The 10,063-nt window shown below is 52.6% G+C and carries 16 protein-coding genes and 1 pseudogene; 4 read left to right on the top strand and 13 right to left on the bottom strand.

Features of this window, described 5'->3' with window-relative positions; translation table 11 throughout:
- On the top strand, positions 1-709 hold a 709-nt coding region (locus tag ACOTZP_RS23550), incomplete at its 5' end, for an IS6-like element IS6100 family transposase (protein WP_421633794.1).
- 174 nt (positions 710-883) lie between these two features.
- Here ACOTZP_RS23550 and ACOTZP_RS23545 read toward each other — a convergent pair.
- The 7 genes from ACOTZP_RS23545 to merT all read right to left on the bottom strand — a co-directional run bounded on the left by ACOTZP_RS23545 (position 884) and on the right by merT (position 4,617).
- On the bottom strand, positions 884-1,102 hold the full coding sequence (locus ACOTZP_RS23545) for a DUF3330 domain-containing protein (RefSeq protein ID WP_021242992.1): 219 nt from the start codon (positions 1,100-1,102) through the stop codon (positions 884-886).
- Positions 1,103-1,167: 65 nt separating this feature from the next.
- On the bottom strand, positions 1,168-1,404 hold the full coding sequence (gene merE / locus ACOTZP_RS23540) for a broad-spectrum mercury transporter MerE (protein WP_001087807.1): 237 nt from the start codon (positions 1,402-1,404) through the stop codon (positions 1,168-1,170).
- The gene (gene merD, locus ACOTZP_RS23535; protein WP_001277466.1) at positions 1,401-1,766 is read right to left on the bottom strand and encodes a mercury resistance co-regulator MerD; all 366 of its coding nucleotides are present in this window, start codon (positions 1,764-1,766) and stop codon (positions 1,401-1,403) included. Before merD ends, merE begins: the two co-directional genes overlap by 4 nt.
- Before the next feature lie 17 nt (positions 1,767-1,783).
- Positions 1,784-3,469 carry a mercury(II) reductase gene (merA, locus tag ACOTZP_RS23530; protein WP_000209296.1) on the bottom strand — a complete coding sequence of 562 codons (1,686 nt, stop codon included), beginning with the start codon at positions 3,467-3,469 and terminating at the stop codon, positions 1,784-1,786.
- A gap of 38 nt (positions 3,470-3,507) precedes the next feature.
- Positions 3,508-3,933 carry an organomercurial transporter MerC gene (merC, locus tag ACOTZP_RS23525; RefSeq protein ID WP_000522996.1) on the bottom strand — a complete coding sequence of 142 codons (426 nt, stop codon included), beginning with the start codon at positions 3,931-3,933 and terminating at the stop codon, positions 3,508-3,510.
- A 27-nt stretch (positions 3,934-3,960) separates the two neighbouring features.
- Positions 3,961-4,236: a mercury resistance system periplasmic binding protein MerP gene (merP, locus tag ACOTZP_RS23520; protein ID WP_000732275.1), complete on the bottom strand. Its 276-nt coding sequence runs from the start codon at positions 4,234-4,236 to the stop codon at positions 3,961-3,963.
- A 15-nt stretch (positions 4,237-4,251) separates the two neighbouring features.
- Complete coding sequence (gene merT / locus ACOTZP_RS23515) at positions 4,252-4,617, bottom strand: mercuric ion transporter MerT (RefSeq protein ID WP_001294656.1); 366 nt, start codon at positions 4,615-4,617, stop codon at positions 4,252-4,254.
- Positions 4,618-4,688: 71 nt separating this feature from the next.
- Between merT and merR the strand changes: the two genes are divergently transcribed.
- Together merR and ACOTZP_RS23505 are read left to right on the top strand one after the other, a co-directional pair.
- Positions 4,689-5,144: an Hg(II)-responsive transcriptional regulator gene (gene merR / locus ACOTZP_RS23510; protein WP_001166628.1), complete on the top strand. Its 456-nt coding sequence runs from the start codon at positions 4,689-4,691 to the stop codon at positions 5,142-5,144.
- A 65-nt stretch (positions 5,145-5,209) separates the two neighbouring features.
- Positions 5,210-5,818, top strand: coding sequence for an HNH endonuclease signature motif containing protein (locus ACOTZP_RS23505; protein ID WP_000289256.1), 609 nt, complete (start codon positions 5,210-5,212; stop codon positions 5,816-5,818).
- A 606-nt stretch (positions 5,819-6,424) separates the two neighbouring features.
- Here the strand turns inward: ACOTZP_RS23505 and ACOTZP_RS23500 are convergent.
- The 6 genes from ACOTZP_RS23500 to ACOTZP_RS23475 all read right to left on the bottom strand — a co-directional run bounded on the left by ACOTZP_RS23500 (position 6,425) and on the right by ACOTZP_RS23475 (position 9,221).
- Complete coding sequence (locus ACOTZP_RS23500; protein ID WP_001287391.1) at positions 6,425-6,829, bottom strand: H-NS family nucleoid-associated regulatory protein; 405 nt, start codon at positions 6,827-6,829, stop codon at positions 6,425-6,427.
- Between the two features lie 177 nt (positions 6,830-7,006).
- Positions 7,007-7,300: a hypothetical protein gene (locus tag ACOTZP_RS23495; RefSeq protein WP_001100635.1), complete on the bottom strand. Its 294-nt coding sequence runs from the start codon at positions 7,298-7,300 to the stop codon at positions 7,007-7,009.
- A 25-nt stretch (positions 7,301-7,325) separates the two neighbouring features.
- Positions 7,326-7,631, bottom strand: a complete 306-nt coding sequence (locus ACOTZP_RS23490) for a hypothetical protein (RefSeq protein ID WP_223152485.1) — start codon at positions 7,629-7,631, stop codon at positions 7,326-7,328.
- The gene (locus ACOTZP_RS23485; protein ID WP_000916941.1) at positions 7,603-8,058 is read right to left on the bottom strand and encodes a hypothetical protein; all 456 of its coding nucleotides are present in this window, start codon (positions 8,056-8,058) and stop codon (positions 7,603-7,605) included. The genes ACOTZP_RS23490 and ACOTZP_RS23485 overlap by 29 nt, the downstream gene beginning before the upstream one ends.
- A gap of 59 nt (positions 8,059-8,117) precedes the next feature.
- Positions 8,118-8,783 (bottom strand): hypothetical protein, encoded by a 666-nt coding sequence (locus tag ACOTZP_RS23480; RefSeq protein WP_001447900.1) that lies wholly within the window; start codon positions 8,781-8,783, stop codon positions 8,118-8,120.
- A 57-nt stretch (positions 8,784-8,840) separates the two neighbouring features.
- Complete coding sequence (locus tag ACOTZP_RS23475; RefSeq protein ID WP_001371925.1) at positions 8,841-9,221, bottom strand: hypothetical protein; 381 nt, start codon at positions 9,219-9,221, stop codon at positions 8,841-8,843.
- Between the two features lie 754 nt (positions 9,222-9,975).
- Here ACOTZP_RS23475 and ACOTZP_RS23470 point away from each other — a divergent pair.
- Positions 9,976-10,063: pseudogene (locus ACOTZP_RS23470) on the top strand (transposase); the annotation flags it as partial.

Below are 10,063 nucleotides of genomic sequence, written 5' to 3'. Positions count from 1 at the left end.
CTGGTATTGTCGCTATCCGATCAGCTATCGCGACCTTGAGGAAATGCTGGCGGAACGCGGCATTTCGGTCGACCATACGACGATCTATCGCTGGGTCCAGTGCTACGCCCCGGAGATGGAGAAGCGGCTGCGCTGGTTCTGGCGGCGTGGCTTTGATCCGAGCTGGCGCCTGGATGAAACCTACGTCAAGGTGCGGGGCAAGTGGACCTACCTGTACCGGGCAGTCGACAAGCGGGGCGACACGATCGATTTCTACCTGTCGCCGACCCGCAGCGCCAAGGCAGCGAAGCGGTTCCTGGGCAAGGCCCTGCGAGGCCTGAAGCACTGGGAAAAGCCTGCCACGCTCAATACCGACAAAGCGCCGAGCTATGGTGCAGCGATCACCGAATTGAAGCGCGAAGGAAAGCTGGACCGGGAGACGGCCCACCGGCAGGTGAAGTATCTCAATAACGTGATCGAGGCCGATCACGGAAAGCTCAAGATACTGATCAAGCCGGTGCGCGGTTTCAAATCGATCCCCACGGCCTATGCCACGATCAAGGGATTCGAAGTCATGCGAGCCCTGCGCAAAGGACAGGCTCGCCCCTGGTGCCTGCAGCCCGGCATCAGGGGCGAGGTGCGCCTTGTGGAGAGAGCTTTTGGCATTGGGCCCTCGGCGCTGACGGAGGCCATGGGCATGCTCAACCACCATTTCGCAGCAGCCGCCTGATCGGCGCAGAGCGACAGCCTACCTCTGACTGCCGCCAATCTTTGCAACAGAGCCTCCGTCGCCATGCTCACCTCGCTTTGGTGCACACGAGTATTGAGCATAGTCGAGATTGGTGCAGATCACTTCTGATATTGAACTGTCAGGAGCTGGCTGCACAACAGCCATTACGCCCAATCAACTGGTGCAGTCGTCTTCTGAAAATGACAGGACAGGCGCAATGTCAGATTCTGTCGCGGCCTTGGCGCGTGCCTGGAAGCGTTCATAGCAATCCAGCCCGCAGAAATGTTCGACGTATTCCGCGCCTTCCGGGGTGAAGGCGGCATCGAGCGGAATTTCTTTGCAGCATACGCAGCAGGTGGTGCAACTGGCAGTGTTCGGGGCGTTTGCGTTCATGGTGGTACTCCTCCAGATTGGTAGCGAAGCTCAAAGCTGCCCACTCTCGGCTGGCTGGGAAGCGGTCATGATCTTCCCTTGAAGGCCCGCAGCAGCCGCGTCACAGACAGGACAAACAAGCCGGTCAGCGTGAGGGCTGCAATACCCCAGTGCTCCCCGATGAACGCGCCGGCCGTCGTGCCGGCTAGCACAATGGCGAGAATCGGCAAATGGCAGGGACAGGTGAGCACGGCCAGCGCGCCCCACAAGTAGCCGGTGATCGGTTTGTGCGTCTCAGACGGCAAGTGCTCTGGGCTGTTCATGGCAGACTCTCCGCGTGCTGTGCCGGTTCGGTTGGCATGGCGGCCAGTTGCATTTCGAGGCTGGCCAGGGCCTCGCGCCGACGCTCGACGAGTTGCCGCAACACGGCAAGCTGCGCAGACGCACCGTCACCGTCCGCAGCATCCAGCGCCCGGCACAGCCGCGCCAGTGCGTCCAGGCCGATACCCGCTTCGAAGGCAGCCCGTACAAAGCGCAGCCGTTGCAACGCGGTGTCATCGAACAAGCCGTAGCCGCCCGTGGTGTACGCGACCGGCCGTAGCAATCCGCGCAGCAGGTAGTCGCGCACGATATGCACGCTCACCCCGGCATCAAGGGCCAGCCGGGACACTGTGTAGGCGCTCATTGAACACCTCCTTTTCCTCATCCGGCGCAGCACGAAAGCTGCTTCACGTCCTTGCTGAAGGTCTGCGCCGCGAGCTTCAGCCCTTCGACCATGGTCAGGTAGGGGAACAATTGGTCGGCCAGTTCCTGCACGGTCATACGGTTGCGAATGGCGAGCACCGCCGTCTGGATCAGTTCACCCGCTTCCGGGGCCACCGCTTGCACGCCGATGAGCCGTCCGCTACCTTCCTCGATGACCAGCTTGATGAAGCCGCGTGTGTCGAAGTTGGCAAGCGCACGCGGCACGTTATCCAGTGTTAGCAGGCGACTGTCGGTCTCGATCCCGTCGTGATGTGCTTCCGCCTCGCTGTAGCCCACGGTGGCGACCTGCGGGTCGGTGAACACCACGGCCGGCATTGCGGTCAGGTCCAGGGCCGCATCGCCGCCAGTCATGTTGATCGCCGCACGAGTGCCGGCCGCTGCCGCCACATAGACGAACTGCGGCTGGTCGGTGCAGTCGCCGGCCGCGTAGATGTTCGGGCTACTGGTGCGCATGCCCTTGTCGATGACGATGGCCCCCTGCGCATTGACGGCTACCCCCGCCGCTTCCAATGCCAGGCTGCGCGTGTTCGGTGTCCGGCCGGTGGCGACCAGCAGCTTGTCGGCGCGCAATTCACCGTGCGTGGTGGTCAGCACGAATTCACCGTCCATATGGGCGACCTGGCTGGCTTGCGTGTGCTCCAGCACCTCGATGCCCTCGGCACGGAAAGCGGCTGTCACCGCCTCGCCGATGGCCGGGTCTTCACGGAAGAACAAGGTATTGCGCGCCAGGGCCGTGACCTTGCTGCCCAGCCGGGCAAAGGCTTGCGCCAGCTCCAGCGCCACCACCGACGAGCCGATTACGGCAAGGCGTTCGGGAATGGTGTCGCTCGCCAGGGCCTCGGTGGAAGTCCAGTAGGGTGACTCTTTCAAGCCCGGAATCGGCGGGACCGCCGGGCTGGCACCCGTGGCGACCAGGCAGCGGTCGAACATCACGACGCGCTCGCCACCCTCGTTCAAACTAACGATAAGGCTCTGGTCGTCCTTGAAACGCGCTTCACCGTGCAGAACGGTGATGGCTGAATTGCCGTCCAGGATGCCTTCGTACTTGGCATGACGGAGTTCTTCGACACGGGCCTGCTGCTGGGCCAGCAGCCGCTCGCGCAAGATCGTCGGCGGTGTGGGTGGCATGCCGCCGTCGAATGGGCTTTCCCGGCGCAGATGGGCGATGTGGGCGGCGCGGATCATGATCTTGGACGGCACACAACCGACGTTGACGCAGGTGCCGCCGATGGTGCCGCGCTCAATCAGCGTGACCTGCGCGCCTTGCTCGACGGCCTTCAGTGCTGCCGCCATCGCGGCTCCACCGCTACCAATGACGACGACCTGCAACGGGCGTTCGTTGCCACTGGGCTTATCAGCGGCCCCTATCCAGCCGCGCATCTTGTCGAGCAGGCCGGCGCGGTTGTCCGTCGGTGGCGCATCGGCAAGCGTTGCCTCGTAGCCCAGTCCGGCCACGGCGGTAGTCAGCGCATCCGATGACGTGCCCGCCTCAATGGCGAGTTGCGCTGTGCCCTTCGGATAGGACACCAGCGCCGATTGCACGCCGGGCACTTTCTCCAAGGCTTCCTTGACGTGAGCCGCGCACGAGTCGCAGGTCATCCCGGTGATTTTCAGGGTGGTCATGTATTTTTCCTTTTCTGTGGTGGCTACGGCTGTTGCCGTCAGCCACGTTGTTCTGGCAATTCACAGCTGTCCGGCCCGCAGCGGCGATGTGCTGGCGAGATGAAATCCCAGACCGACACCCCAACCATCAAGGCCAGGCCGACATAGAGCAGTCCACCGCTCTGCCAGCCGTAAGCCCGCATTAAAAACACCGCTGCCAGCACCAAGATCGGGCCTATCGTGCCGAGCGCCGTGCGTCGCCACTGTCGATGATTGAGCCAAGCGATAGCATTGGCGAGTAACGCGATGCCGGCGAACATCGGCAGCAGGATGCCAATGAATAGCCCCTCGTACTGGCTCAAGAAGCCCAGTCCGATGGCCGCGCCAAAGCTGGCGATGGCAGGAAAACAGGCGGCGCAGCCCATCGCGGAAACGACGCTGCCGAGCGCGCCGGTTTTGCCAGCGATGCGCGTGATGAGTCCCATGTGTCGCTCCCGAGTTCGGTTAACGGATCAGCGTTTGAGGCTGGACGGATAGCCCGCGTCCTCGGTCGCCTTGGTCAACTTCTGGACGTTGGTCTTGGCATCGTCGAAGGTGACGACGGCCTGGCGCTTGTCGAAACTTACGTCGGTCTTGCTCACGCCCTCAACCTTGGAAAGCGCGTGCTTGACAGTGATCGGGCAAGAGGCGCAGGTCATGCCAGGCACGGACAGCGTGACGGTCTGGGTGGCGGCCCACACGGGGGCAACAACGGCAGCGAGGGCGAGGGCGGCAAACAGTTTTTTCATGATGAACTCCTGTGATTAATAGAAAAATGGCATGACGTAGGGAAATCCGAGCGAGACCAGGACCAGCGCGGCCACGATCCAGAAAATGAGCTTGTAAGTAGCTCGCACTTGGGGAATCGCGCAGACCTCACCCGGTTTGCAGGCTTGCGCCGGGCGGTAGATGCGCCGCCAGGCGAAAAACAGCGCGACCAGCGCTGCGCCGATGAAGATCGGGCGATAGGGTTCCAGCACCGTCAGGTTGCCGATCCATGCCCCGCTGAACCCCAAGGCGATCAAAACCAGCGGCCCCAGGCAGCAGGCCGACGCAAGAATGGCGGCCAGCCCACCGGCGAAGAGCGCGCCGCGCCCGTTTTGTGGTTCAGACTTTTGTGGTTCAGACATACGCTTGTCCTTTCAAATTTGGTTTGGATAGCTTAAGCTTACTTCCGTAGTTATGTACGGAGTCAAGCGATATGCAAATTAATTTTGAGAATCTGACCATTGGCGTTTTTGCCAAGGCGGCCGGGGTCAATGTGGAGACCATCCGGTTCTACCAGCGCAAGGGCCTGCTGCCGGAGCCAGACAAGCCCTATGGCAGCATTCGCCGCTATGGCGAGGCGGATGTAACACGAGTGCGGTTCGTGAAATCGGCCCAGCGGCTGGGCTTTAGCCTGGACGAAATCGCCGAGCTACTGCGGCTGGAGGATGGCACCCATTGCGAGGAAGCCAGCGGCCTGGCCGAGCACAAGCTCAAGGATGTGCGCGAGAAGATGGCCGACTTGGCACGCATGGAGGCCGTGCTGTCTGAACTGGTGTGCGCCTGCCATGCGCGGAAAGGGAACGTTTCCTGCCCGCTGATTGCGTCACTGCAAGACGGAACGAAGCTCGCTGCATCGGCGCGGGGGAGTCACGGGGTGACTACGCCTTAGCGTGCTTTATTTTCCGAATTCTGAGACGACCCCTGTGTGTTGAAAGACAAGATGAGAACCATGATGTGTACGTAGGTAAATTCATCCAGTTACATGTAGCCGCTAATAAGAGCCTTAAGATCGTCGAAATGGGCGATGTGAAACTGGTGGCCATAACCAGCTCGATTCCTACCACTTTTAATGGTGGGATAAAGAGATACAAAGGGGTTACGTATGTGTCACTTTCCCAAACAGCTCAAACCACTATCGACTTCCCGAAGCGTATCTACAAAGAGGGCCAGGAATGTACTTCTGTCACCAGTCCTGACCAAGGTCCTTTCGCCCGGGATGTTAGGTTGAATTGCTACGGGCGATGTGTTGTCACCGGCGTAAGGTCCCCCTGGCGTACTGAGGCCGCGCACTTAACGCCACGTCATGAAGAAGGCATTCCCGACGTAACGAACGGAATTTTACTTCGCCGTGATATCCATACACTGTTCGACAATGACCATTGCGCCATAAACCCTGACACTATGAAAATTTACTTCAGCCGGGAGGCCCGGGAGTTGGATGATGATCTCCTGAAATGGCATGGGAATGAGATAGAGACGACACGCATGCAGGTTCCGGTTAACATCGAAAACCTTCGGATACGATGGCAAAAATTTAAGGCTAAGGATCGTCAGCGTAAATAAAGCCATAAGCTGAACCACGGCGAGGATTAGTCTTGTTCACTAAATGACAGCGAGAGATTAAATGCAAACCCAAAAAGATATTACAGTTGGCCAGATCTGGGAAGAAGTGGATCCAAGACTGATCCGGAAAGTGCGAGTTGTTGAGGTGGCCTCGTTAGAAGGGCCCAAAGGCATCCTAATCGAAAACGTGGAGTCTGGTCGTAAGAACTGGGCGTCGTCATCCCGCTTTAATGGAAAGCGTGGAGGGTATCGTCTTATTTCCTGAAGGTTTTGCCAATATGGGAAACTGAAGAGGTTGAAACCATCCCGGTGAGGGAGCATATCTGGTAAAGAAGAGTCTTTAAAAAGGTTTTACGCGACCTGGGATAATAAACGGGAAAACGATACCCAAAAAAAGAATACAGCGATGATAACGATAAGGAATGGTAAGGGCTTCAATATTTTGAGAAATGACCTGGCTTACTTTGCATCTGCATTTCTAATCAAACTGTCCACATAGGGATCACAGCTCTTAGGTTCTGAATTTTTCATATGTTCTGTACCTGAAATTGATTCCGTATGAGAAAAGGCCACCGAAGTGGCCTCTATCAAAACTGGTGGCAAAAGTTAGATCAGGAAATCATCAAGACTTTTACCGGCTGCAATTTGTTCTGCCAGAGCTTTGGGGGTACGGCCCTGTCCAGTCCACGTTTTTGTTTCGCCATTTTCATCAGTAAATGAGTATTTGGCCGGGCGTGGTTCACGGCTTTTCTTGGTAGCCGTAGATTTGGCCTGGAATGAGCCAAGCAGCTCTTCCGGGTTGATACCATCTTCTTCCATTAACTTACGCAGGGCGTCAAGTTTCTCCTGACGAGCTTGCAGTTCGGCAGCTTTGGATGATTCTTCCTGACGACGCTCATCAACAATGACATTAAGCTTTTCGAGGATTTCCTCAAGTACTTCTAAAGGCAGCTCGCGGCCCTGGGCGCGAAGAGTACGAATATTGTTTAACGATTTGAGTGCTTCAGACATACGACCTCACTTTCTAATTCTTTGATAAGGATTTACTTAATCATAATACACTCTATAAGGAAAAAGATGCCAGCTTTATGTCTTCAGGTACAAAGATATCTTGCTAAGAATACTCCTTATCTTCCTTGTGCAGACTGTTTCGTGCTTTCGATGTTGTTCATGAGTCTTAAAATCTGCTCACTGTTTAGGGTACTCATGCTGTAAATCATCAAGAAGGAAGCGCAGAACAACATAAGCAATCGGAAAAGGAAACCATGCCAGTGACAGGCCATATATGGCGGAGATAAACATAGGGTAATTTAACTCACTTACAAAATTCGCTTCATTGTATTGTTGAATCGAAATGGCAGAAGCAAAAATTATAATTAAAGTAAGAAAAATCCACTCTAGCCATCTCTTTTTATAACAAGCATAAGCGAAAGCTGTAGGGTAAAAAATAAAGCAAAAAATTCCAGCTGCAATTACGTTCATAAAAGTAACTTTCCTGATAGCGCAGTTATTTTTCGAATGCAGCATCATGAACAACTGCCATAACATTGATGATTGGCTTTCTTTTTCTGAAGAACCTTCCGCGCGGCAAAGTTTCTCCCGCTTTGAGACGATAAAGCCAGAAAACATAAGCCGGAGGAACATTGCTGTCAAAAATATCTGAACAAGTTTGAACTGTGATGCCTACTGTATTGTCTTTCCTCATCTCTTTAAAAGTGCCTTGCAATGCAGCGGATAACGTCATTTTTAAGAAACCTTTTTCTGTTTGAACGGATAGACTTGACTTAGCTGGCTTGACTGTAATGTTTGCCACTAAAGATCCCTCGTTCTGAGGATGCAGGCACTACAAAGTTACCGTCAGGTCTAATCATACGAGTTTGGATGAAATTTTTGCCGGATTTGGTTTTTTCAACCTGGTGCTCGATCTTCCATTCTTCTTTGACGGGACCGGATGACAAATGAACTAGAACCGGTACTTTTTTACGTGTTCTATCCAGAACAATACAATTTGATTTATCCGTATCAACGCTTCCCTGAAGAGTATTCAAAGAGCAATTATCATATCCCTCAACCGGAACTGCATTACCTTGGATATCAATTTTGAATCCTCCAGCTATTACAATTTCGGGTGCATTATCATTTAAAGTCTCGTCATAGGCAGCATCAACTACATCGCAAGCAGTAAGAGTAAGTGACGATGCCACAGCAAGACACAATAAAGAAAATCTGTTTTTGAGCATATTTGAGACCTTTTATAAAAATAAAATAACAGGAGAATTGTATCATTAACAGTCTAGTTCTAACGACTACCACTTTTAAGTATGTATTGAGCCAGTTTTATATTCAGGCACACCATATTGCACTCTAGCTCTTTCATCATCCTAGAAGAACTCTTAATTAAGTATTCTTCAAGTGGGCCAGCATATGCCCCTGATGTCACGATCGTTAGTTGCGTAAGAGGATGAGTCAAACTCTCAATGCCCTTCAGGATGTCATTCTGGACAGCAGAAATATAAACAGGCGAAGCCGCAATCAAATATTCATCATTCGGACTGGACTGCATTAACTGGCTTATAGTTGCGCAACGGTTATGCTTTCCTAGTGATTTTGTGATGGCTTTCCACCAGAGATCATGCCTGAATGGTACTTGATGAAATGTCGCCTCGTAAGAGGGCACCCGATCTCGACTATTTAAAAACCCCATCCCGGCAGAGATTATCCACAACTCCAGATTTCTGGTTGAGTTTAAAATTTCCTTTGCCGTAGACCAGTGATTACCTGAATACAAGGACAATGCCGGTACCGCCTGATTACTTCTGGCGTCGTCTACAATGTTACTCCAGGCATATGCTGCGTCGTCCGGGGTTTGTTTTGGATCTATGTCCAATGTCGGCCAGACGTGGCCCTGATGATTCTTGCCCTTTGTACAGGAAGTGATTAAGTGTACTGAGCGTTCAGAGAACATTATCTTCCTTACATACCCATAGAACAGCTTTCTAAGAACGGTGGGCTCGCCTGAAAATTACAAATCAGCCCCTTTCACGGCATCATTTTGATTCTTCGCGTCTGCCCCCAGTAAGATGACCGGTTTTCTGCATGACAGTGTTATTCCTAACAAACGCAACACAAAACCACGCCAGCCAGAGCAAATTTTTTCATTTGCTGCGTAAAGCCTATTGTTTTCTCTTTTAAGCTTCGCCCACTCGTTACAGAGGGTAACATCATCAAGCGCTGTTATATGCTTCGCCTCACCTTCGACGATAACGGTATGGATACCGTATGCTGTAAATCTCATACTATTTTCCAGAACCCAGTTGCGGTATTCGTTGAGTCCACCTTCGGAACCGGTAGCTCTGCGCCACATTTCAATTTGCTTGTGTGATGGGTCAAGTGTACTTGTCATTGAAGCCTCGTCTCAGCGATAACGCTTGAAATAGCCCGCTTTGGTCAAAATGAAATTAGCCATCTGACTGGCGATTTGATTGTATCTTACTCATAGTGCCCAACCTATAGGTTAAAAAGGGGCATTTTCGCTTTATAGCGTGTTCAACATCATCAATCATCCCAAGAAAGGCTGGCTTATTAAGCCGGTCCATCATTTTCTGTATATCTCTCATCAATTTTTATATCCGGCCTGAAGTGCACCGTTCAAGCACACCGATCAGGCAGTTAGTCACTAGTTAACTCTTTACTAGAGACTAAATTCCATTGATTTACGTGACAACGTCACGTCATTAAGGTTTGCAAATGCCTAATTTTCATACTATGGGATTTAATTAGGAGTAAATCCCACAGGTTTACATAAAGCTGACATTTAAAAGTGTTAAAAATCAATCAGATAGAAAGAAAAGGCTCTCCGGAAGAACTCTTCTCATTATTTCGCCGCCCGGGGTTATTGCTGACAGATCTGAAAGTGCTAATATGTTAGTCATTAGTAATTAGTAAAGCCTTTACTAAACGCGTTTCTACGTAAATTCTATTGGTTTTAGAGGGTCCTACTGTCCGAAGACAATAAAGTTGTACACAAAGCACTAAAGTTGTAACCATTCTCAAAAAACGACGCTAATGTTGTATGCTTACTGAATGTGTGGTTATAGGGTTGGAGACTATAAAATGCACATATAGGTACGTATCAATGTCGTTTTTTGGGTACGATCATGGGTAGGGGTAGGCGTCTCAAATCCTATTTGGATTATGAAAATGCGCTAGGTGACGGCATAGGAGTGGGCTATGGCCAAAGTTATC

The sequence above is a fragment of the Enterobacter cloacae complex sp. SYL001 genome, from assembly GCF_049237025.1.
GTDB lineage: Bacteria > Pseudomonadota > Gammaproteobacteria > Enterobacterales > Enterobacteriaceae > Enterobacter > Enterobacter intestinihominis.
Note: the sequence above shows the minus strand (reverse complement) of the source record. Positions and strands in the feature narration are given on the sequence as shown.

Coding starts and splice junctions, on each gene's coding strand:
- ACOTZP_RS23500 (WP_001287391.1), bottom strand. CDS start 6,829: ATGTCTGAAGCACTCAAATCGTTAAACAATATTCGTACTCTTCGCGCC.
- merD (WP_001277466.1), bottom strand. CDS start 1,766: ATGAGCGCCTACACAGTGTCCCGGCTGGCCCTTGATGCCGGGGTGAGC.
- ACOTZP_RS23485 (WP_000916941.1), bottom strand. CDS start 8,058: ATGCTCAAAAACAGATTTTCTTTATTGTGTCTTGCTGTGGCATCGTCA.
- ACOTZP_RS23475 (WP_001371925.1), bottom strand. CDS start 9,221: ATGACAAGTACACTTGACCCATCACACAAGCAAATTGAAATGTGGCGC.
- merT (WP_001294656.1), bottom strand. CDS start 4,617: ATGTCTGAACCACAAAAGTCTGAACCACAAAACGGGCGCGGCGCGCTC.
- merC (WP_000522996.1), bottom strand. CDS start 3,933: ATGGGACTCATCACGCGCATCGCTGGCAAAACCGGCGCGCTCGGCAGC.
- merP (WP_000732275.1), bottom strand. CDS start 4,236: ATGAAAAAACTGTTTGCCGCCCTCGCCCTCGCTGCCGTTGTTGCCCCC.
- ACOTZP_RS23495 (WP_001100635.1), bottom strand. CDS start 7,300: ATGAACGTAATTGCAGCTGGAATTTTTTGCTTTATTTTTTACCCTACA.
- ACOTZP_RS23545 (WP_021242992.1), bottom strand. CDS start 1,102: ATGAACGCAAACGCCCCGAACACTGCCAGTTGCACCACCTGCTGCGTA.
- ACOTZP_RS23480 (WP_001447900.1), bottom strand. CDS start 8,783: ATGTTCTCTGAACGCTCAGTACACTTAATCACTTCCTGTACAAAGGGC.
- merE (WP_001087807.1), bottom strand. CDS start 1,404: ATGAACAGCCCAGAGCACTTGCCGTCTGAGACGCACAAACCGATCACC.
- merA (WP_000209296.1), bottom strand. CDS start 3,469: ATGACCACCCTGAAAATCACCGGGATGACCTGCGACTCGTGCGCGGCT.
- merR (WP_001166628.1), top strand. CDS start 4,689: ATGCAAATTAATTTTGAGAATCTGACCATTGGCGTTTTTGCCAAGGCG.